17 protein-coding genes and 4 pseudogenes are annotated in these 23,354 nt (G+C 44.6%); 2 read left to right on the forward strand and 19 right to left on the reverse strand.

The genetic code is table 11. The annotated features are described in order from the left end of the window. Together ACJHYO_RS10220 and ACJHYO_RS10225 are read right to left on the reverse strand one after the other, a co-directional pair. Positions 1-576, reverse strand: a 576-nt coding sequence (locus ACJHYO_RS10220) for a pyridoxal-dependent decarboxylase (protein WP_252518029.1), incomplete at its 3' end; no start/stop codon positions are given. Between the two features lie 361 nt (positions 577-937). Further along, positions 938-2,095 (reverse strand): annotated as a pseudogene (locus ACJHYO_RS10225) (M16 family metallopeptidase); the annotation flags it as partial. A gap of 19 nt (positions 2,096-2,114) precedes the next feature. On the opposite strand from ACJHYO_RS10225, the gene ACJHYO_RS10230 reads away from it, so the two are divergent. After that, entirely contained in the window at positions 2,115-2,240 is a 126-nt protein-coding gene (locus tag ACJHYO_RS10230; protein WP_122083086.1) for a hypothetical protein, read from the forward strand. Here the strand turns inward: ACJHYO_RS10230 and ACJHYO_RS10235 are convergent. From ACJHYO_RS10235 to hipB, 14 genes and pseudogenes are all read right to left on the reverse strand, one after another. After that, the gene (locus ACJHYO_RS10235; RefSeq protein WP_085455346.1) at positions 2,206-3,363 is read right to left on the reverse strand and encodes an anaerobic sulfatase maturase; all 1,158 of its coding nucleotides are present in this window, start codon (positions 3,361-3,363) and stop codon (positions 2,206-2,208) included. The genes ACJHYO_RS10230 and ACJHYO_RS10235 overlap by 35 nt on opposite strands. A gap of 51 nt (positions 3,364-3,414) precedes the next feature. Next, complete coding sequence (locus ACJHYO_RS10240) at positions 3,415-5,097, reverse strand: sulfatase-like hydrolase/transferase (protein WP_001296072.1); 1,683 nt, start codon at positions 5,095-5,097, stop codon at positions 3,415-3,417. A 401-nt stretch (positions 5,098-5,498) separates the two neighbouring features. Beyond that, complete coding sequence (gene ydeO / locus ACJHYO_RS10245) at positions 5,499-6,260, reverse strand: acid stress response transcriptional regulator YdeO (protein ID WP_000060473.1); 762 nt, start codon at positions 6,258-6,260, stop codon at positions 5,499-5,501. Positions 6,261-6,335: 75 nt separating this feature from the next. Continuing rightward, positions 6,336-6,533 (reverse strand): two-component system connector SafA, encoded by a 198-nt coding sequence (gene safA, locus ACJHYO_RS10250; RefSeq protein ID WP_001445447.1) that lies wholly within the window; start codon positions 6,531-6,533, stop codon positions 6,336-6,338. Between the two features lie 247 nt (positions 6,534-6,780). Next, positions 6,781-9,060 (reverse strand): acid resistance putative oxidoreductase YdeP, encoded by a 2,280-nt coding sequence (gene ydeP / locus ACJHYO_RS10255; RefSeq protein ID WP_085455347.1) that lies wholly within the window; start codon positions 9,058-9,060, stop codon positions 6,781-6,783. A gap of 338 nt (positions 9,061-9,398) precedes the next feature. Further along, positions 9,399-10,313 carry a fimbrial protein gene (locus ACJHYO_RS10260; protein WP_085455348.1) on the reverse strand — a complete coding sequence of 305 codons (915 nt, stop codon included), beginning with the start codon at positions 10,311-10,313 and terminating at the stop codon, positions 9,399-9,401. Positions 10,314-10,372: 59 nt separating this feature from the next. Continuing rightward, positions 10,373-10,876 (reverse strand): fimbrial protein, encoded by a 504-nt coding sequence (locus tag ACJHYO_RS10265; RefSeq protein WP_000825468.1) that lies wholly within the window; start codon positions 10,874-10,876, stop codon positions 10,373-10,375. Positions 10,877-10,888: 12 nt separating this feature from the next. Continuing rightward, the gene (locus tag ACJHYO_RS10270) at positions 10,889-11,419 is read right to left on the reverse strand and encodes a fimbrial protein (protein ID WP_000876778.1); all 531 of its coding nucleotides are present in this window, start codon (positions 11,417-11,419) and stop codon (positions 10,889-10,891) included. Positions 11,420-11,432: 13 nt separating this feature from the next. After that, positions 11,433-14,084 carry a fimbria/pilus outer membrane usher protein gene (locus ACJHYO_RS10275; RefSeq protein WP_085455349.1) on the reverse strand — a complete coding sequence of 884 codons (2,652 nt, stop codon included), beginning with the start codon at positions 14,082-14,084 and terminating at the stop codon, positions 11,433-11,435. A 41-nt stretch (positions 14,085-14,125) separates the two neighbouring features. Beyond that, complete coding sequence (locus ACJHYO_RS10280) at positions 14,126-14,836, reverse strand: fimbria/pilus periplasmic chaperone (RefSeq protein WP_001195181.1); 711 nt, start codon at positions 14,834-14,836, stop codon at positions 14,126-14,128. Between the two features lie 361 nt (positions 14,837-15,197). After that, positions 15,198-15,761, reverse strand: a complete 564-nt coding sequence (gene fimA, locus ACJHYO_RS10285) for a type 1 fimbrial major subunit FimA (RefSeq protein ID WP_001296074.1) — start codon at positions 15,759-15,761, stop codon at positions 15,198-15,200. A gap of 432 nt (positions 15,762-16,193) precedes the next feature. Further along, positions 16,194-16,460, reverse strand: a pseudogene (locus ACJHYO_RS10290) (helix-turn-helix domain-containing protein); the annotation flags it as partial. 271 nt (positions 16,461-16,731) lie between these two features. Continuing rightward, positions 16,732-18,054 carry a type II toxin-antitoxin system serine/threonine protein kinase toxin HipA gene (gene hipA, locus ACJHYO_RS10295; RefSeq protein ID WP_001125428.1) on the reverse strand — a complete coding sequence of 441 codons (1,323 nt, stop codon included), beginning with the start codon at positions 18,052-18,054 and terminating at the stop codon, positions 16,732-16,734. Then, complete coding sequence (hipB, locus tag ACJHYO_RS10300) at positions 18,054-18,320, reverse strand: type II toxin-antitoxin system antitoxin HipB (RefSeq protein ID WP_001304368.1); 267 nt, start codon at positions 18,318-18,320, stop codon at positions 18,054-18,056. Before hipB ends, hipA begins: the two co-directional genes overlap by 1 nt. Before the next feature lie 344 nt (positions 18,321-18,664). Here hipB and ACJHYO_RS10305 point away from each other — a divergent pair. After that, positions 18,665-19,084, forward strand: a pseudogene (locus ACJHYO_RS10305) (trans-aconitate 2-methyltransferase); the annotation flags it as partial. 3 nt (positions 19,085-19,087) lie between these two features. Here the strand turns inward: ACJHYO_RS10305 and ACJHYO_RS10310 are convergent. From ACJHYO_RS10310 to ACJHYO_RS10320, 3 genes and pseudogenes are all read right to left on the reverse strand, one after another. Continuing rightward, positions 19,088-20,002, reverse strand: coding sequence for a bestrophin family protein (locus tag ACJHYO_RS10310; protein WP_001313828.1), 915 nt, complete (start codon positions 20,000-20,002; stop codon positions 19,088-19,090). 196 nt (positions 20,003-20,198) lie between these two features. After that, positions 20,199-21,650, reverse strand: coding sequence for a tagaturonate reductase (gene uxaB / locus ACJHYO_RS10315; RefSeq protein WP_001764530.1), 1,452 nt, complete (start codon positions 21,648-21,650; stop codon positions 20,199-20,201). Positions 21,651-21,876: 226 nt separating this feature from the next. Further along, a pseudogene (locus ACJHYO_RS10320) lies at positions 21,877-23,293 on the reverse strand (diguanylate cyclase domain-containing protein). Between the last annotated feature and the right edge of the window lie 61 nt (positions 23,294-23,354).

The raw sequence follows: 23,354 nt of genomic DNA on the forward strand, positions 1-23,354 counted from the left end.
TTTCGGGTCCATAAACAACTGACCGGGGCGCATAGGGATCTCACGCAACTCCACATCCCAGTAGCGGGCGAATTTATGCCAGCAGATTTGTACCGGACCGCACACCAGGTTCGGTTTGTTAGTCGGCTTACCTGCAGCTTCCATACGCTTGCGCCAACGCCATTTCATCGCCATCCCGCCGAGCATACAGGCCTCGGAAGAACCAATGGTGTTGGTGCCAACGGCCTGACCATTTTTCGGTGCAGGCGCATGCCACAGATCGGCAACCATGTTTACGCAACGCAGATCGATTGCTGCAGATTGCGGATATTCTTCTTTGTCGATCCAGTTTTTGTTAATGGATAAATCCATCAACTTATGGACATTATCGTCGTCCCAGGTCTGGCAGAAAGTGGCCAGGTTCTGACGAGCGTTGCCATCAAGATATAATTCATCATTGATAATCTGGAATGCGACATCATCACGCATTTCGTGCAGCGGAAAACGTTTTGATTCTGCGATAGTGGAAATAGACTTCGCACCAAAACGTGAATCGAGTAGTTCCGACCTTAAATCCGTTACTTGCTTCTTATCCATTTTAAACTCCTTAAAATGATTGGATCGCATTAAAAAAGTAGGATTTATCGATAAAGTAAGCAAGTGCAAAGGACTCGGTTTTAAATAACAAAATCCTAATGTTATTTATCGCGAGATATTGCGTGAATAATGTATTTTTATTAAAAAACAACATAATAGAGAATTCTGTGTGGAGGTAAGGTGTTTTATGTTGTTATTTTATGTGTTTTCTATCGTCTCCTGAATTATCACGTAAAAATCAGACCTTATAATATCATTATTAGTACACGGTTATTTACTTTGAACACATTTATAAAATTATTACATAAAAATAGCGAATATTGATAAAATCCCCGCCAACGATGTGTTGACGGGGCTGTGATTATTTTGGCAATAATACTCCGGTATACGTATTCACCGGATGAGAAAGATATTGTTTAACAGCAGTGTTAACATTCTCTACCGTCATTTGTTTCAACAATTGCTCCTGCTCAATCCATGCTGCAGGATCGTCATATTGAATAAGACTATTTACAATGGTGTTCGCTAATTGTTGAACGCTACGCTGTTGGATATCGAGGCTGCGCTGAACGTTTTGCTGGTATTCGTTCAGTTCTTGCTCACTGATCCCTTTGGCCAGACGCTTAACCATCACTTCATTCGCTAACGTTAACAGTTCATCATGTCGTTCTGGTTGACAAGTAAAAGCCAGCAAATGACTGATATCTTTGGCCTGAGGATCAACCGAGAGGCGAGAAGAAACGCTGTATGCCCCAGATGCCTGTTCACGAATATTAATGCGTAGATCTTTTGCCAGTGCGACGTTAAAAGCATCGAGCGCCATACGCGTCGCCAGATTAACAGGTGTCCGGGAATTATAACGCTTCCACTGTGAAACCTGTGCCACTGGTTCATTTTGTTCTTTTACAGTAACCGATGCGTTGTCCGTCGCGCGAGTTAATGGTTTACCTGCGGCTAATGGCGAATCAGAGTGTTTGATAGATCCTAAGTAACGCGTAATTAACGCCACGAGTTTGTCTTCTGCGACATTACCGACAATGACAAACGTGATATCCGCAGGAGATGAAAACAACTGGCGATCGGCAGCCAGCGCATCTGCGGCAGTAAACTGTGCAATCTGATTTTCTTGCGGTAATTTCGTGCGGTCATCGGCATAGCGCGTCTCATACATCTGCTGGGCGAATTTCTCCGCTGGACGCTGGTCGAGCGTTTTCAACGCCTGAATTTGAGCATTTTGTAGCGATGCCCAAATATTGTCGTTAATCGTGCTGTGGGTGATTCGCTGGTTAATCAACTGGAAACCAGGTTCAGGGTTATTAGTCCGCACGCTAACGGAGAGCAACGTATTCATGCCACTGACTTTACTGCTCATGGTTACCGAGTTTTCCGCACTCCAGCGTTTCAGGCTGGAAGAGGAGAGTTCACCAACGCCGCTTCCGCTTACTGCTTTATTAGCCAGCGCGATAAGTGATTTTTGCTGCGCAGGGAAACTTAAATCGCCTTTATTAGATACGGCAATATTTTCGCAAAGGAAGATGATGAAGACGAAACACCCGACAGGAATTTATGTCGGGTGCCTTGTTAAGGTCATAAGAAGGAGGCTAAGAATGGAGCTAAGGGGGAGCGTTATTAATTATTCTCCATTTGTTTTGCAACATCCATAATGTGGTAAAGCGGTACTCTGTTCTTAGCTAACTCCACCATGGCGTTCATATAAGGTACCATGGTTGAAAAAAGGATTTTATAACCTTCGCAAAAATAGGAAACAGTCTCATTGTTTACTTTAGTAATACGATGCTTAGGGCAACCACCATTGCAGATAGGTTTATATACACATTGCTGACATTTGGCTGAAATCCGTTTTTTTTGCGCTGTCAGTTGTACACTGTTCATCGTTTTGAGTTCCGATTTATTAATGTTTCCAATTTTGTACTGTGGATAGACAAAATGGTCGCATTCGTAAATGTCTCCATTACTTTCAACAACCAGATTATCCTTGCAGGACTCCTGGAAAATACAACTGGTATGCCCATTCCCCAAAAAACGGCTGACAAAGCTTTCAAACTGACGGATGAAAATTTCACCCACATCGTTTTTAACCCATCGCATAAAAATGGTTGACATAAACTTGCCATAAGCCGTGGGAGGCACAGAAAAACCAATGATACGGAATGTGTTCTCACTATGACCACTGAAATCAATATTCGGCGTCCCGGTTTCGAGCAATTCGATAAATTGCATATGTTTACTGCCGATAGATTTTAAAAAATGATAAACCTCAAGAGGGTAATGGACATTAATGTTATTAATGACAGTTAACGTATTAAACTCTATTTGATATGATTTCAGACGCTCGATGGCTGCTATCACTTTTGCAAAAGTACCGTTACCTGAATTACTGCGTCTGTAGCGGTCATGTAGTTCTTGGGGTCCATCGATCGAGATACCAACCAGAAACTCATGTTCTTTGAGAAAGGCACACCATTCATTATTCAATAAAATGCCATTCGTTTGTAATGCATTAAAAATTCGTTTTTGGCCGGCATAGCGTTGTTGATAGTGAATAACTTTACGGAAAAAATCCAGGCCAGCCAGAGTGGGTTCACCGCCTTGCCAGGTAAAATAGACCTGATTGCCAGACGCTGCGATATATTGTTTGATGAACTCTTTCAGAGTGCTGTCATCCATCCATTTTTCATGAGTAAACTGCGACTCTTTTTCAAGGTAAAAACAGTAATCACATTTGAGATTACATTGAAAACTGGAGGGCTTGGCTGTAACGTGCATCGCTATCTCGCTCAATAAGGCGGCGGAAAAATCCGCCGCATGAAGGTTTAGTTATTTCGCTTCGCTTAATGCTTTCTTGATATTGTTAAACTTCTCCTGATTTACCTCGCTAAGCGGTGGCTGGCTGTTATCGATAAACTCTCTTACCACGCCTTGCATCTCTTTAACGACCTGCGGATTGGCGGCGGCAAGGTTATCTTTTTGCTGTAGATCCGTCAGTTTGTATAGACCTAACTGATTATTTTCTACTGTATAGACAAGCGAATAATCGTTATTTCTCACCGTATAAGAGAATTGGCTTAAGTCCTCGGTGTTGGGGTTATGCGGGTAATCGTCTGACTGATGGCGGACAAATTTGTGGTAATTATCCCAGAATGGAATGTTTTCCTCATCAAACCAGTGAGAATAAGATGTTATCCAGGTCAGATTTTTATGTGGCTCGCCCTGTTTCTTATTTTGCAACCAGGGCAGCAAGGAAACGCCATCCAGCTTAAGGTCTTTTGGAATGCTGATATCGGCTGCATCAAGAGCTGTCGGGTAGAAATCCATTGCGGAAATCAGCTTGTCATAATTACCGGGTTGAAGTTTTCCTTTCCACCACATAAACATTGGGGTGTGAGTACCGCCAGGATAGGTCTGACTCTTATAGCCTTTTTGCGCCCCGTTCAGCGGCAGAGGACCATCGATAACTGCACCATTATCGGAGGTAAAGAGAATAATTGTATTGTCATACTGTCCGTTTTTCTTCAGTTGTTCGAGAATGCGTTTTACACCCTGATCAACAGAATAAACGGAAGCGTAGTAATTATCTGCTGTTTGACTGCCGGTATTAAATTGCTTCTGATATTGCTCCGGAGCAGGATTATCATTTGGCAGATGCGGAGCATTATAAGCCAGGTAAAGCATAAAAGGCTGGTCAAGTGTTTTGGCACGATCAACAACGCCAATTGCCTCATCGGTTAACTGATCGCTGATATAACCTTTTGCGGGGACGCGTTCACGGTTTTTGAACAGTGAAGGGGAGTTGTAATATGCCGTTCCCGCAGCATGGAATCCCATAAAGTAATCAAAGCCACGGTTTTGCGGTTGCCATTCTTCCGCAGAAAAGGTAGTGAAGTTGTCATGATAGTCACGCGTTTGTTTATCTTCCGGCACTGGCACATTACTGATTTTTGACAAGTGCCATTTACCTACTGCTGCAGTGTAATAACCATGATTCTGGAATAATTCAGGCAAGAAAGTTTCTGTTAGCGGAATACCATCCTGAGCATCAGTATTGGAATAGACACCAAAGCGGGCGGGTGCTCGACCGGTCATTATTGCGGCGCGGGACGGGCCGGAAACACCGTGCGCCACATAGCCGTTAGTAAAACGTACGCCTTCATCCATTAATGAAAGGAGCGTCGGCGTTGATTTTTGCGCAGCTTCAATGGCTTTATCTATCCCTATTTTGTAGGTATCGACAACTTCACGATTTTCCATTGTTTTTGGGTCAAAAGATCCCTTATCAAAAGGAAGTTGTCCATAACCAAGATCATCCATGGTCAGTACGATAATATTTGGCTTTCCTTTGGTACTGTATTCAGTCGGCGTAAAGTCTGAGAACGCAACGTTTGTTTTGGTTGCTTTCAGCTTTACATCATCTGCCGCATGAGCAGCAAATGCAGCCATACCAGATGCCAGTATCAAAGATATCGAGGTACTTACGACACTTTTCTTTAATGCAGACTTCATAAATGTTCCTCTTCTTATTGTACTTAATTCCAAAGTAATTTTACGAAGAGAAATAAGTTAATGTAAGTGAAGTTAGTCACATAAATAGATAGCAAATTTAGCTAAAAAAAGGGAAATAACAGTCCATAACGCATTGACATTACTTTCTGTTCTACTAAGTAATTTCTCGCCGATAAACAACTAATCTATTGATATTTAATAAATTATTGTATTTTACTGCCAAAATGCCGAACTGAGATCATAAATAATCATGCAACAGGTTATGCAAATGCATAAATATGTGATGACTGTCACTTATTTATTTCAAGAAATATATCGCCTAAAAACAACGCGGGGCAGGGAATGGCTGCCCCATTTAATTCTTACGCAGCGTGTGTGGTTGACTACTCGTTAGCAAATAATCAAATAGCTAAAGCATTCATCGTGTTGTCCGTGTTCATACCCGTGTGCCTTTGACAACGGTACTCCTTAGAAACTCTCTTTGGACTGTTGCCGAAATGTTTGCGGAACGCATAAATAAAATAAGATGTACTCGCATAACCACATTGTTCGGCAATTTTATTGACTGAACCTTCTACGCGTATCAAATTTTTTGCGTGCTGCATTCTGGCATCTAAAAGAATCTGTGAGAATGTCGTTTGCTCTTGCTTTAGTTTTTTCTTCAACAGGCTTTCACTGATGTACAGGCAGTCACAAATATCTTTCAGCTTCCATGGGTGCGCCAGCTTCATGTTGACAATATTTCTCACTTTCCCGGAAACGGATAGCACACCGTTAGTTAATAGTGTAATGAAACCTTTGCATGCGGCAAAAATAGACAGGCAAGAAAAAAGCAAAAGTTCTGAAAAATTATGATGATTGCGTTCTTCCGAGTTGAGATAAGCAATCATTTCATTAAGCAATCCAGTCGGTACATTTGAAGCACGTAAAAACTTCGCAGGAACAGGCACCGTCACTGTCTGGATGTTAGTGCATTGTAGATATTTTTTAATGGTATTTTCATTAAATCCGATTTCTTTAAAATGCCGCTCATAAGGTTCAAAATGCGTACGAACAGCGTTATCTACCATCAGGATCTCGCCGTCAGAGAAGGCGTAATCTTTATCTAAAATGTTAGCGTTGAAGGCATGATGAATAAATATAACAGAACAAACGAGCGACATTTTATCTCCTTAAAACAATAAAGTTTTTATCGATACTTTTTTAACATTTCATATTTATAATTTGCTGTTTATTTTTCAGTCTTGCAAACTATTGATAATGAAATGTGTAAGATCCCTTGCAATGCGACCCATTTCTGAAATACCCAGCTGATTAATTGCCGAAAAAATGGCTATCAATGTAAGGGTCAGTAATAAGACAACCACAATTACAGACATGATCCCTTTATAGTTGTCTCTTTGCGTGATTTTATTTTTCACTATGGTCGCATGCATTTCAAATGTGTTTATTAAACGAATGACGTTAAGCATCGTTAATCAGTATGCTTAATATAACAGGCTGGAGAATAGAGGAAATAGGACGGGTACTTCAGTACTGAGCGGAGTTTCTTACAGCTGTAGGCAGAAGTTTATATCTTATAGTGTGTGGTTTAATTTAATCCATGTGAGCAAATTGCGCGATAATAGTCAATGAGGAATTCTTCTGCTGTGCGGATGACAGCAGAAGAAATGAGGAGGCGAATTAATTTGATGGTTCTAATTCAACCGGAATACTTTTATAGCCAGGAATGCCACTTAATGGATCGTGGTTATCAAGTGTTAGCATGTGATTCGATTCTGGAAAATAGGTCACCAGTGAGCGGTCAGCCATAGGGTAAATGACCACTTTTAATCTATCCATGCGGCGTGAGCTACGTTTACCGTCTGGCGTGAGTGCAATAAGATTAACTCTTTCGCCGTTTTTTACACGGCAAATTTTAGCTTGTTTAGCACTCATAAAGACCACATCTCGTTGACCGAATACCCCTCGATAGCGATCATCCATACCATAAATCGTCGTGTTGTACTGATCGTGACTGCGTACTGTCGCCATGACCAGCTTACTGTTAAACGCTGAAGAGGGATCTTCTAACAGCCCTTTACTGGTAATGAAATTAGCCTTACCTGACGACGTCATCCAGCGCCTTTCAGCTGCTGCGTTTATCAGGTGAAAACCACCAGGATGACGGATGCGCTGGTTATAGTCGGCAAACTCTGGCAGCACAGCTTCAATGTCATTGCGAATGCGATCATAATCTTCCACCAGATACTCCCAGGCTACCACGCTCTGGGGTAGTGCTGCTTGCGCGATTCCCGCGACCACTGCACACTCTGATTTCAGCATTACACCGGCGGGTTTTAACACGCCACGCGAGGCATGAATCATCGACATTGAATCCTCAACGGTTACCGCCTGCGCACCGCTTTTTTGCATGTCAATCTCGCTACGTCCCAGAACCGGCAGAATATAGCTATGCCGTGCGGTCAGCAGATGAGAGCGGTTAAGCTTAGTGGCTATGTGTACCGCCAAATCTAATTGCGTTAACGGTACAGCGCTCGCTTCCCGATCTGGCATTGCCAGTGCAAAGTTGCCCCCCATGCAGATCAATGCTCGAGCCTGCCCCGTACATATTGCTTGCATGCTGGCAATTGCAGCATGTCCAGGTGCATGAGGTGGGGTGAAGCCATAGCGCTCACCCAGGCGAGCCAGAAACTCTGCAGACGGTTTCTCGGTGATACCGACGGTTCGGTCGCCCTGTACATTAGAGTGACCACGTAGTGGGCAGATACCCGCACCAGGCTTGCCAATGTTACCTTTCATCAACAGCAAATTGACCAGTTGCTGTACGTTCTGGGTACCATGTTCGTGCTGAGTGATCCCCATTCCGTAACAGATAATAGTTCGTTCGGCAGCGGCATATGCATCAGCAAGTTCGGCGATTTGTGTCTGACTTAGTCCAGAAATACGTTCGATATCTTTCCACTCGGAATTGAGCACGTCACGGCGTAGCTCGTCAAAGCCGACGGTATGCGTTTGAATAAATTCGTCATCCAGCAATGAGGGCCGACCTGCGGCGCTTGCAGCATCATCGCGCTCAATTAACAGGCGCATCATCCCCTTGAGCAATGCCATATCGCCACCAATGCGCACGTTATAGTAGGCACTGGCCAACTGAGTCTCAGAGTTCGTCAGCATTTCAAACGGGTTTTGCGGTGCGGTAAATCGCTCCAGGCCACGTTCCTGTAGAGGATTGATGGCGATCATTTTCGCTCCCCGCTTCACTAAAGCGCGCAACGAAGTCAGCATGCGAGGGTGGTTTGTACCAGGGTTATGCCCAATGCAAATGACTAAATCGCATTTCTCAAAGTCTTCCAGCAACACGGTCCCTTTACCCACACCGATACTCGCTGCCAATCCCACACTGGTCGGTTCATGGCACATGTTGGAGCAGTCGGGAAAGTTATTGCTCCCGTATTCACGGGCAAAAAGCTGATAAAGAAAGGCAGCTTCATTGGAAGTGCGCCCCGAAGTATAGAATTCAACCTGATTGGGATCACTATAGCTTTGAAGGCGAGCGCCAATTTCGTCGAAAGCTTGTTGCCAGCTTAATGGCTTGTAACAGTCGCTGACGTCATCATATTTCAAAGGCTGAGTGAGACGTCCCGCAGCCTCAAGCTCGTGATCTCCCCAGGTAAGTAATGATTGAACCGTATTCTCAGCAAAGAAAGAGGCATTTACCTGCTTATCCGTGACTTCCCAGGCGATTGCTTTTGCGCCGTTTTCACAAATGTCGAATGACGCACTGTGCTTAGGATCTGGCCATGCACATCCCGGACAGTCAAAGCCCTCTGGCTTATTCATGTCAAACATGGCAATAACATCCTGGCGTATATCCATCTGCTTACGTACTGCATTCGCTACGGATTTAACAGCACCCCAACCACCGGCAGCTCCCTGGTAGGATTCAATTTTTTTCTTCATCTGCTTATCCTGTGTGGAAATGAATTATTAGGATTTGTAATAGCGATGATGCAAAGTATATACAAAGGATTTATCGTCAACATGAATATATAAGAGTAGGGGACTACTCTCTTACTATTTTTACTCTATTATCGTTAAATAATAGAGTAGTATAAATACGATAAGTTAAGCATCATCTCTCATAGGGTTTAAATTAACATGATTCTCAATATAAAAAATAAGACTCTGGCTTCAATTGTGCGCGGATTTTCTTACAAGTGTAGGATAATAGCCTTCACAAAATAATTATCCGCGCAATTTTCGTGAATGGAGCGCATAGACTAATGTCAAAATCACAATTATTCATAGATAAAAGTGACACCAATGACTGACTGGACGGCTCCGGCTGCAACCTTGTTTCCTGTTTGTCCATAGGTTGCGCTTAAACCCAGAGGTACTTTGCTTTTATTTACTGTCCCCAGGGAGACATTTTCTCCTGTTGCCAGTATTTTTCCATTACGTATCAGAGAGACACCCACGCCCGATGCTTTTGTTGCATCTGGTGCTGCGTTAGCAAACACTTGTCGGGCACTGTCAGTGGTGGCACCCGAAAGATAAAATGAGAGCTTTTGTTCGCTAGAGCAATATACACCAAGGGGTATTTCTGCGCTTCCAGGAAAGTCCGGGAGATTCACGGTGACATTACGACTATCAACGGTGCAACCGCCTGTTGGCATAACAACACTGTTATTTGAAATAATATTCCACGTAAAATTACGCGGATTTCCGCTTCCTAACGTGGCAATTTTATACATATGAATACGGGCAATAACTTCCCCTGCTTTTATGACAACTCCACCGGCCACTCCGACTGGGGTAATATAGAGTTTTAACGGTAATGGCATCGGTGTCTTATCACCAATATCCAATACGTTGGTATTTGTCGTCAACGGGAAAGGGTAGGTCACATTATTCCAGTACAGTGATCCTTTATATGACTGTAGGGAGCCTGCGAAAGCTGAACCTTGTACCAGGTTTATATGATCAGTGTCGTACCAGCCGCCGTAATCATTCCAACAACTTATATGCTGAGACAAGTCTACAACCAGATTCTGGCCCGGTTGTATTACAGGATCGAGATTAACATAAACAGAGGTTGTACCTGCTCCAATACTTGACCCGCCATCGACATTACAACTGAAGGCAAAAACTTTGCCTGCCATTAATAGAAGATAAATACCGAACAGGACCTTTATACTGAATGTTTTACCCATGATATATCCTAAGGTTAAAAAATTGATTTAAAAAGGAGGAAAATAAAATCAAATTGATGTTATTGCCAGGTATAGATCACATTGATTAGCGCCTCGATCGTACCCTGGCTTGCGTTTCCATTCACCGTGATAGCTCTTGCCTTAAGTGGAAACTGTGCATTACGAGTGATCACATCAACAATAACCGTTTTGCTATCGCCATTTTTTAACGTCGCATCCTGGTCATCCCTTAGCTCTATCTGAATATTTTCGGCAGTACCTTCATTTTTGTAATAACCCGTATTGTCAGTTGAACCTGTCACGATTGCCGTCACTGCACTTGTTTCAATCGGACAATCGGTTAATGACAAAGTAATATTGTGCCAGCCAGATGCAGAACCAGGTTGTTGCAGATTGCGTGTATAAAGATCCCCGAGATTAACGTTAGCTTCTTTGGTTTGAATAGTGCATGGTTTAGCGACTACCCGACCATTAACAGTGATAGTGACATCGGCGGCCTGGAGAGTTGCTGTGAATAATGTGCAAAACGTAGCTAACAGGAACCTCTTGTGAAGTCTTTTCATATCTGACTCTGATTATTGAAATTCAAGGGTAAAGGTTGCCGAAGCGCTCACCAGTCCTGGATTGACGGACTTCTGAGTTGACTTCAAACGAGCGGAGTAAGGCAAAATATTGTTCTGTTCTGGTACCAATGGGATCCACTGCATCCCAGCATGAAGGTCATTCAATTTCACCGGACGCATATTTCCGTCCAGTATTTCTATACCCAAACCGGAGGCCGTATTGCTTCCTTCATCTAGTTTCAACAGAGTATTATTTTCTGCATCCTCAATACCGTTAAATGCAACCCGAACTCCCGTTGTCCCTTTGCTGCATTCACTTAATGTAATCTGAAAAGGGACGACTGGACTTGTGCTACCGGTCGTTGGAAATTGTCTGGCACTGTTTTTTTGGAGATCTACGGTAAAATTAAGCGAATCCGATGAGACTGTGCAGCCATAATCGAGGACGCGCCCGCTAATTTTAATAACACTATCTGCGGATAAAGCAGAATAGGTGGTTAACCCCAGACATAAACCGAGGAAAATAATGTTATTGTATTTCATAATCTATTGTTCCTTAGCGACAGATTGCTGTCTGCTGGTTCAGCAAGGTTCCAGGAGAGACTACAGGAAGCTTGTAATCGACAATACAGTTTGAGTTTTTATCATTGCCCCATGAAACCTGTAATTTCCCTGACTGTGGAAGTCCAGTCAGATAAACCTGACCATTTTCCGCGACAATGCTGCCATTTTTATTCTCTCCGTGAGTGACAATTGCACCGAATGGAACGCTTTTATTACCGTACTTTAACGTCATTAATACTTTCCCGCCGATTTTTGCATTAAATGTTGCTCTGGCAATAGCACCGTGAGTTGGGATGACAGTGACTACGGTTTCATCCAGTTCAACATTATCTGCAAGGGAATTCGCGTTAAGAGCGACACGATTTTCTCTATATTCTGTCGCAAATGGTAATATGGCATAGCCACGCCAGTCGGTATGAATACCGGTCTGGTTCTCTATTTTGACATTATCAGCGCCAGGAGCCTTAACCAGAACCATTGTGTCGCCCAGCGGCTGTCCAAAGGTGATGCCATCAGCATGAGCAATAATGCCACCACTCATTCCGTAATAAATCTGGCTGCTGTCACCACTCCGACTGTAACCGACATTCGTATTACCGTAAGCTCCACGATAATTAAGAGAACTGTAACCACTGGTGCCAGACGATGTATTACCCCCGTGGGTGTTACCGACCTGAACACTATAATTCAGGTTATTATCCGGTAGCAGAGTGCCATAAACCCCTGATAGGTTGGTCATGCCGCCTTTCAAATCGTTTGACATACTGTAACTGGCGTTTGAATTATGAAATGCCGACTGACTGTCTGTACGCATCCAATGACTAAAGGGAACATTAAGCGTAAAAGCGAGTAAATGATCCCGATCGTTTTGCCATATATTATTGGAATAGCTGTAATTCAGCGAAGTCGTAATATCACCAAACGGCACATTTAATCCAAATGATATTTGCTGGTCGCTGCGTGACGTGTTCCAGTAACTTTGGCGACTGGCACTGAAAAATGTCGTACCGTAATTTCCAAGCTGCTGAGAGATGCTTATTTGTTCCTGACCACGCTTACTGTAGAACAGATTAAAATAATCAATAAATAGTGTCTGCTCACTGGTGTCTCCGGTAGGAGGCTTGACGGTGTAACCACTCATTCGACTGTATGCACTGTCGGATAAGTTATAAAAACCTTGCGTAGAATAGCGATATCCTGCGACCTGGATATTGGTTCCCGTCTGGTAGAAGGATTTGCTGTAGACGGATTTAACCGATTGTCCGCTGTGACGGGTGTCATCTGCAAGCGTCGTATTGGCCTGCGTGATATCGAAAGAAAAGGCACCAAAAAGTCCTAAATCTTTACCAATACCAAGGTTGAAGGCCTGATAATCTTCTGCAATTTGCATTCCGCCATAAGGTGTCCAGTTTCCTTTCAGACCATGCATCAAGCTTGCTTGTACGAACTTGGGGGAGCTTTGCAGGTTATTTCCACTACGATATTCCCCCATGGCAAGCGCATAACGCGTATATCCAGCACGTTGGAGAACCGGAACAGACGAATAAGGAACATATAATGTCTGAATACTGCCGTCTGCCTCTTTTATGGTTACTTGCAGATCACCACCATTGGCCGCAGAGTTGATATCATCAATAGTAAAAGGGCCGGGTGGGACAGTAGTCTGATAAACATCGTATCCATTCTGTTTTACACTCACTTGTGCGGTGCCACGAGCAATACCATGAATCACCGGAGCGAAACCATGTTGGCTATCGGGCAACATCGCTTCTGTTGAATTTATTTTGAGGCCACGAAAGTTCACACTATCAAAAATATCGCCATCGGTATAACTATCACCTACCGTTAAGCGTGAGCGTAAGGGAATAATGTCACGTTCAGCCGACGTATTGATATGCTGCCATTTATTGCTGTCAGATGAATTGCTACTCCCACTGTTATAACTCCACGTTGAGTTATCGCGCAGTCGCCAACTACCAATGTTGATGCCACTCTGTAAATTCAAATATGCATAGTTGGATTTTCCTGCATTATGGTTACTACGATTATTAATAGAATTACTATTAAAACTATAGTTTAGTAGCCCAGCATTTATTCCTTCTTCCCACAGATCCGGAGAAACATAGCCGCGAGCCATTCTGCCAACATAAATTTGCGGAACGGAGAGTGATAGATGTTGCTGACCAACATTAAACTCAGATGATGCGTCAGCCAAACGATCCTGAAGTGGTGTGCATGCGCTGTTGTCCGGCACATGTTTTTCTGCCGAATGTTCCTTGTTGTCTAATAATGCTGATTTTTTTATGCCAAGACTGACAAGAAGGTCTGTACTCAGGCATGGGATGAGATCTGCGTTATTATCATCTGCAATAAAAGTAATATCCCGACTAGCCATAAATTCGTCGTTCAAATAAATGTCGACCCGATATGTACCAGGTGGGGCCTCGCGTCCCTTAGTAAAGGCAGATAAATCGACAGATTCAGCAAGGTCATTGCTTAAAAACCGTGGATTAAAATAATACTCTGCGTCAACGGGAAAAACCGCAGTTGCTAAGCCAAGGGCAAAGGTAAGCCGTGCAAAGCGAGGCAGTATTAACACCTGATGCATACGATATGCCTTAAATGCGGCACGAAAGGCTGTCATTTTTAATCCCGATTGAGTTTATTATTAATTAGGTCACTGGCTTACTGCATGGTTGCCTTAATACGCGGAGTTAATGCACCGTAATCATTGATTGTCTGAAAACTGATATCCCCGGTTACAGCATGCGGGATATCCACCGATACTTCACCTTTTGGCGGCACCATGGTGTTTGGGAGATTGCTATTTCCTGCTTTCATATTTGTTACGGTAATGAAGTAGGGCGTTGGATTAATAAGAGTGAGTTTGCTACCGCTGCGACGAAACCGAAGCATTGCAGGCGCTTCTTCAGGTGCCATTGCCAGATGCGTGGGGCGATAAAACATTTTTATGCGGCTAATAATTGCCAGCTGTAATGTATTCTCATTCTTCTGGTCTTTTTCCATAGCAGGGATAGCTTTAACATTAACCCAGAACAGGCTTTCACGGTCGCCTGGTAACTGATGATTAGTGGCGTTGATTATCCGAAGCGTATTCTCTTTTTTACCTTGCATGGAAAAAAGCGGTGGGGTAATGACAAACTGGGTATCTTTCTGGTCACCCGCATTTTCTATCCATGACTGAATGAGATAGACACTGGCAGGATCATTATTCGTGACAGGCAATAAAACCTGTTTCTGGTTTGCCGGATAAATTACCCGCGTCGCACCAAGTGCGACAGCTGCGTTGGCAATGGTGCTATGGCAAGCAAAGAGCAATAAAAGTAACACTGTCGCCATAAAGGAAACAGAGTAGGGGGTACGCGTAGTTTGCATCTGATGCATTCTCCATGTGTTAAGAGGATAAGCGGGGAAACCGTTACATCAGACAATCGGTAAATATTGCTAATGTATTGGCGAGTCGCCGGTTTTCCAGACTTAATGCGTTTGTAATAAATGTTGGTTCTCTTTTGATAGGAAAACCTTGCTACCAAGTAAATATTTTAAATAACAGCAAGTTTAACTACTGTTGTTTATTGATCGTTTAGATATTATGTGATTTTTCATACCACTCCAAAATACAAACCATTTTTCATTAATAATGAGATGAACATTGGTGAATTTCTCGGGTGTGCGTAGCCATGCCACACACACCCTGTTTCAATTTCAGATGACGCATAGTCACCTTAAGAGTGAATTATAGATATTGAACTTTGAAGGTCGCATCAGCGTTTGCAGTACCAGCTACTGACTGCCCGAGAGCAATATAACGAGCCTGGAACGGCAGTATATTCGTGCCATCAATCAAGTCAGTTTTAGCGCTAAAAGTAGCACCATCAAGTACTAATACCTCCCCTGTACGGTCCAAAATTTGGATACCGACATTTTGGGCAGAGCCTGCCGCTGAACTCTGCAGCGCTAATGTATCGTCATTACTGGTGACAGTAGTACCCAGGAATGCAACAGCTGCATTACTGGAAACATTGGTATCACAATCATTCAGCTTGATATTGAAGCCAACGGCGGAGCTGAGGTCACCCGCTTTAGCCAGGCGAGAAGAACGAACCTGACCCAGCTCAACCGTTTGGTTCATTGATTCTGAATCAATCGCACAAGCGGCATTTACCACTTCACCTTTAAAATGAATTACACCGCCATTAACAGTGGTCGTTACTGATTCATCACCCTCGGCTGCGCTTACCGCAGCAGACGACATCGCCAACACAGAAACGACAATAATACCGACATGTTTGAGTTTCATAATTCTCCAAAATTTATATTTAAGTAGCTGAATAAAGAGAGTTAACAATTAAGTTATTCTGTTATTGCTTATAAAACAAGAATCATTCTTGATTGGATGTTGCCCTGAGAATATAGTTTCCATGGTTATTACATTTCACGAAGAATGATAATATCTTTAAATTACAAGGACACCTATTCACAACAAGTTTATTGCTGCACTTGTTGTAGAGAGTATTTGTAAAAACATTTTATGTCGCTAAATAACATGACGATTTCATTATGCATGTTATTTATAAACAGCGACTAAACAGAATATTATTGCGAACAAGGGAAGTGTCAGGAAAGGTCAAGAGGTACTAATAGTTTATATGGCTATAAACATTAGCTATGGTTAATGTTTGCCTGGTGAAACTAACACGGAATTGCTCTAAACAGATAAGTGCAGGGTTTATTAAAGCTGACCGACAGACTTTCTTAACCTGGTAATATCTCTCTTAGGTGACTCTCCAAACATCCGCGAATATTCCCGACTGAAATGGGATAAGCTTTCGTAACCGACAACATAGGCTGCAGTGGTGACATCGTAATGTTCATTCAGCATCAGTCGCCTGGCTTCATTGAGGCGTAGCCATTTCTGATACCGGAGTGGACTCATTCCCGCAAGCTGTCTGAAGTGTTGATGAAAAGAGGGGGTGTTCATTTGCACGCGGTTTGCCAGCCTGACTCTTCAACGCAGGGAAGATGCGGCAAACGGCAAACCTGCATACCAGCCAGCCTATATCCGGTATGCACAGGCCAATCATGAAAGAGGAGAGGCTTTATGTTCTGGAACCCTGAAGTAATAACGACGACCGGAAAATCGCTTCGCATCACTCAAATTCAATTTAACATAATATACATTATGCGCACCAACATAAACCAAGGGAGAATCCAGTCGTTGGCGGTTCATGATTTGTTCTGCTCATTAACAACGACCAAAACCCCATATCTTACTTAATACCGTATTCTCGGCTTAACCGACCGTGCAACCTCAACACATTGGTTTCAACTGCCGTCACCACGTTCTCCGGAAAATCTGTCGGTAATGAAGTCTTCACGTTATCCAGTGCTGCCGGAATCATTCTGGCAAAGTCACTCAGGATTTCATGCATCTGCACTTCCGGGAATTTCAGCACCTTTGCTGTCGCCAGAAAATGTCGCGGATAAATTTTATCGATTGCCGTTTTTTTGCCTTTGGATGCGTTAAGCCCCATTGCCAGTTTGAGATCGCTGATGTGTATTCCCGTACCGCCAAGGACCGGAAATGCCGAAATGATGTCATAAAATGGTGTGAGCCGATAACTGCCGCCAGCCTGAATAAATACGGAGAAGTTTTTTGCATGGCCATCCGTTGCGCCAATCAACCACTGGAAGACCTGAAACTTCATAAAATCATAGCGATCTTTCAGCGCCTCGCTGGACCCCATCAAAAAAGCCATAATTTGCGCGATACCGGGGCCTCCATCTGATTCATATTTCACCGATGAAGGTAAACCGAATGTCTGGCACATATCCTCCTGTGGCAAGCGAAGTAAAACCGTTCGCTCAGTATTCCAACGCCTGTCAAAACGTTCGACCGCTAACGCGCGCACCCTTCCCGCTTTAATGATTTCTGCGTCCGGAACATTCAACCCGAGTTCTTTCGCCAGCAGCAAACAGTAATACTCATTATCAACGCTTTGGCTAAGATCGAGCGTCGCATTGGGCTGTCTGATTTCGCCAATCGGCAATTTGATAATGTGCGTCGTTGGCGTTATTCCCTTCGGAATGCACCAGTCATTGCCTATTCTGAACAGCGCAGTCTTCTCCTGTGCGCCAGCAACCGAGATGCGAAAGTCATTTTCTTCTCTAATCATGCCTAACGGGATATCTGCTTTATAAGCCGTTAATACTTCTTCAAGTCTGGCTTCAGTAAGCTTTTCCCATGCCATTATCGGACACGTTACGGTTTCATCTTCGGGGATTAACGTCACGGCACCAACGCTATCTCGCCCTATTTCTGACAATAAATCAAACGGTTGTCTGGATTTAGCATGATAACGTTTAACGATCCGGTCACGTACAATCGGGCTATCGGGTAACAGGTTATCGAAGAAGTTAAATACGGCATCAGAGGTGATATTCCCCCTCTGCAATGGCAGCGAAAGTGACAACGGTCTGGCATAACGGCTGGCTAACCACTCAGGTGCATACTTAAAGGTGTGCGCGCCGTTGGCTAACTTCGTTAACTCGCCTACCCGCTGGTTGTTCATCCAAGTGACTAGTTTAGGCATTACCACTCCAAATCTTGCTGTTCTGCTGCTTCTGGCGAGGCATTTTTCGCGTCGCATAGCGTCATTGAGAGTTCAAGCGACTGTAAAATCTTAAAAAATGTCGTGAGCGAGGTATTGTCAGGATTGTTTTCGAAATTGGAAATTGTCGCCTGCTTAATGCCGATTTTTTTCGCCAACTCGCTCTGCGTCCAGCCGTTTTGCTGGCGAACCAGTTTCATTGCATTCGCCAATTGCGTTGGGCTATAGATCTTCTGAAAGCTCATCATGTCATACGTCCACAGCAAATTTATCCGCTTAAGGGGATATTATCAGTTTTATCCTTTAGTGAGGATAAAGTCAATCTGGAAACACATCTTATCCGCTCTACGGGATAAACGCTGCGATATCCGCGATCGCGGATAAAAAGGAGGATTTAAAAAAGCACATCCTAATGCGGTGGCTTCTTTGACTACCGGAATCTGTAATCTTAATGACCTGGCCGCGTAAAAAACGTCTGTTCAATGGGGTGATGCCGTGAGGCGAATTTATCAGTTTTATCTACAATTGGGGTAACGCGCTGACGGGAGTAAAAAAATGTCTGACTGGAACCCCTCTTTATATCTGCACTTTGCCGCTGAACGTTTCGTTACTCAGTCCGCTGGGCGTGCTGGCAGTACAGATGCCAGATAACTGGCTGGAGCCGACCCATGTGCTCATGCGCGAAGTTGCCTGGGAACAAAACTACCCGGATCGCGGGCGTGAGCCGCTGGCTGGCGTTCATGCTTACTACGATATTCTGAGTGAAGCCGGATGTGAGGTCGATATCTGGCGAACCACTTACTATCACCAGATGCCGTCGCACCAGGCGATTATCGATTGGGTGACCGCCACTGGATTACGTCCGTGGTTACAGGATCTGACCGAGAGCGAACAGCAGCATTTTCTTACGCGCTACCATCAGATGCTGGAAGAGCAATATCCCCTCCAGGAGAACGGACAGATATTGCTGGCATTTCCGCGTCTGTTTATTGTTGCCCGCCGTACGGAGTAATTATCACGTCAGCTGGTAATGGCGATCGGGAAGAATTTTCGCTGGAATTTCTGCTTCATCGTTCATCTGTAACAGGTCAATTTCAATAGCGTTGCAGATGGCATCCAGCGGTAAATCATTGTTTTCAGTACCGAAGGGATCTTCCAGTTCTTCCGCCAGACAATCCAGCGAAATAAAAGTGTAGGAAATCAGCACAGAGATAAAAGGCGTCATGTAATGCAGGTCCACGACCAGCGCAAACGGCAGCATGATACAAAACAGATACACGGTGCGATGCAAAATCAGGGTGTAGGCAAAGGGAATTGGCGTATAGGCAATGCGCTCGCATCCTGCCAGGACCGCTGAAATATCATTAAGCCGATCGTTGAGGCTAATAAACAGGATATCTGAAAGTTGTCCATTGCGTCGCTGAACCGCCAACCACTCCCCCATTATTAACAAGATACGGTTAGCTGGAGAGTTCGAAGCCAGTACACGCTGAAGATCTTCAGTCTTGAGATAATGAGCCAGCACTTCCGCCTGTGGCTGTTTGCGTAATGTCATGCGTAAACAGTGGGCGAAGGCGATTTGCAGCCGGGCAAACTCCCTTACACTTGCCGAATCCGGCAATGTCGTTTTTACCTCGCGCAGTAACGACCGCGAGGCAATCATCAACTGCCCCCAAAGTTTTCGCGCTTCAACGTAACGGGCGTAACCGGCATTATTACGAAAACCAAGAAAAATGGCGATGGCGACACCGAGAATGCTGAACGGTGCGAGGGTGAATTTAATGCCCAAATGCGTGTACCAGGGCAGCATGAAAATAACAGCGATAGAAAAGAGAAAATTGAGTAGTAAGCGCGAGGATATCTTGGATAATACTGAACCGTGCCAGACAAAAATACGGCGCAGCCAGTGTTGTTGTGGACGAACAATCATGGTTATCTTCAGGCGTGGAAAAGTCGCCCTATTAAACGTGATTACGATCACATTCTCAAGACACTACTTACAAATTACCTACAAGCTTACAACATTAACAGGTGCTGCATGTGGCACCTGTTAATGATAAAGGCGCATAGGATGTTGTAACTAATATAGTGAAATAAGAAACCCGGTCGAAACCGGGTTCAGAGTATTAGCACAACGGGCGTACAGCTTCGCGCATCCCTTTTTCGAGAATCGCATCCAGGTCATTAGCAACCTGCTCGACCAGACCAGGCACTTGCGTCAGGTCCTGCTCCCAGTGGTCTTTTTCTGCCAACACAATCGCTACCAGTTCCTGGGTCCCGATAACACGGTCACGATATTGGCTCCAGAGTTGCTGATAACGTTCCAGCCAGTGTGCATCGTCCTGTACCGGATATGTTTCTCCATTACGCTCACCGCGATAGAACGCAATCAATGCCGCTAATGCGAAAGTAAGGCGCGCCGGAAGTGTGCCGTTTGCCTTCTGCCCTGCCAGCAGCTGCGGCAGGATGCGTGTGCGGAACTTGGTCATACCGTTGAGCGCGATAGACAGCAGTTGATGCTTGATGTACGGGTTACGGAAACGTCCGGTGACTGCACTGGCGAAAGACTCCAGCTCATCGCGTGGCAAATCCAGTACCGGAATAATTTCTTCGTAGATGGCTTTTTCAACGAATGCGCAAATTTCAGCATCATTCATCGCTTCACCTACGGTATCCAGCCCTGCCTGGAACGCCACCGGCACCAGCGCGGTGTGCGCACCGTTGAGGATTGCCACTTTGCGTTCTTTATACGGTTTAATATCGTCAACGATCAGCACGTTGAGCGGATATTTGTCCAGACGAAGTTCAGTCGCTAAGGATTTCGGCCCCTGAATCACAAACAGGTAAAAGTGTTCAGCGGTGTCGAGGAAACCATCGTGGTAGCCCAGTTCTTCTTCCAGTTTAGCCACTTCATCACGTGGATAACCGGTAACGATACGGTCCACCAGCGTAGAACAGAAGCTGTTAGCCTGATCCAGCCATTGAATAAATGCTTCTGGCAGTGCCCACTCTTGCGCATAGCGCAGCACCAGTTCACGCAACGCGTCGCCATTATAGTCAATCAACTCACACGGGATGATGATCCAACCTTTATCCAGCGCACCGTTGAAATGGCTAAAACGTTCGAACAGCAGACGGGTCAGTTTTGCCGGATAACTTACCGCTGGCGCGTCATCGAATTTATCGCCCGCATGGTAGCTGATACCCGCTTCGGTGGTGTTAGAGAAAACAAAGCGCATTTCCGGGTTGTGAGCCAGTTTCAGGAATTCATCGTATTCACTGTAGACGCTGATTTCACGATTAACCGAGCGAATCAGACGCGCGTCGCTGACCGCTTCACCCTTCTCATTCAGGCCACGGATAATGGTGGTATACAGACCATCCTGCGTGCTCAGTGACGGCGGGAATGAAGTTTCAATCGGACGAACAACGACCACGCCAGAATTCAGATCGGTGTGCTCATTCAGGAGATCGATTTGCCAGTCAACAAAGGCGCGCAGGAAGTTACCTTCACCAAACTGAATGATACGTTCTGGATACTTTGCACCGGGAAAATCGCGACGATTTAGTGTTTTCACAATGGGTTCCCTTCTGATTAGTCATACAACCTGTTTGAATTGGTACGACAGGTTAGCAAACTTTAATACGCCGAACCCTTGTTTTGATCAACTCCTGATGATTAATGAGCAGTTTTATGAGAAAAGTGTGGCGCGGATCATGGTTTAATCGAGGAAACAGGCCTTTTCTTGGATCATAAAGTGGTAGAACACATTGCATTTAATTCGCTCTGAGTAAATAAAGATGTCAGACAACTTCCTCACCGTAACGCATAGTGCTGGTACGGTTGCGCCCATCTTTCTTCGAGCGATACAGACACGTATCGGCTTCGACCATCAATTTATTAAAGTCATCGGTCAGCGTTCGGTACGATGCGCAACCACTACCGACGCCAATACTTACCGTGAGATAAAGCGTTTTTTGTTGCCAGGTGAACGGTTGAAGTTCTACGCCTTTACGGATTTTTTCCGCCATTAGCAGGCCATCGACAGGATTCACCGACGGCACTGCAACAGCAAATTCTTCGCCGCCCATTCGCGCCACCAGCCCCTTATCACCGACAATCTTCTGAATATGCTGGGCAAACACGCTTAACACTTTATCGCCACATTCATGTCCATAGTTATCGTTAATGCTTTTGAAATAGTCGATATCAAGCAGCATGACCGTCAGATGTTGTGTCTGTTTCAGCGATGGACTTTTCAGCGCCTCATAAAGACCGGACCGTGAGTAAACCTGAGTCAGAAAATCAAAGTCGGCTCGCAGCGCAACTTGCTTCATTAGCGAATTGATCGCTGCCACGCTAAAGGAAACCATATGGGCATATCGCCATCGTGGCAATACCGAGACGTGCGGAGAACATTTGCGGAATGGAGAACGGCGAACCGACCGAGATATCAATCACCGAATTTGCCACCAGTACGACTTCCACCGCACCGGTGACAAAGGTCAACAGACATGTTACCTGCGGCGTATAGCGCACTGCACACCAGATTAATGCAGGGAGCGGAAACGCCAGACTCCCCGCTCCGCCAATGACTACCGAGGCAATAACCGACACAATAAGCGCGATAGCAGGCATCATCTGCTCTGCTTTAAAGCGCGGCAGTACTCCAGGAATTGCCAACGTCAGCATACAAGGCACGATCAACACGCCCGTTGAGAATTGCTCACTAAACCAGTCGGCAAGCAAAGGCCAGAAATCCAGACTATCAATACTGACCGAACCAATCGCCCCGACAATAGCGCATAATAATGCGGCAAGCAGACAGTAATTAAATAGCCGTAAGGCACTTACTGGCTCATACTTATTTTTTCCCAGACGCTTATCCCGCGCGACCAGTAAGGCGACGGTAACAATAAACATCATATTGGAGAAATTGATAGCCAGTGAAACCAGCCCCCATTCGGTGGTTATGGCATCATAAACCAGCATCGCTACATAACTGATCGCATAGTAATGCAGTCGATTAAGCCAGACATAGCGGGCAAACACCCCCGCCATTACGCCATTCAGCGGCCAGAAAAGAGAAAGTTCGTGAACCAGCCGTAACTCTGCACCAATAAAATAGAACAGCGTGGTTAGCACAAAAATAGCGATGCTATTACGTAGCAGATGACCTTCCTGGAACAAACGGAAAGTTGAAATGGGCTGTACATGCATTAATTATCTGTCCATACAATTGCGGGTGGCAATTATCTCAACGCAATAAGTAAATTCTTAG

The organism is Escherichia sp. WS1118, from assembly GCF_046487695.1.
Classification (GTDB): Bacteria; Pseudomonadota; Gammaproteobacteria; order Enterobacterales; family Enterobacteriaceae; genus Escherichia; species Escherichia coli.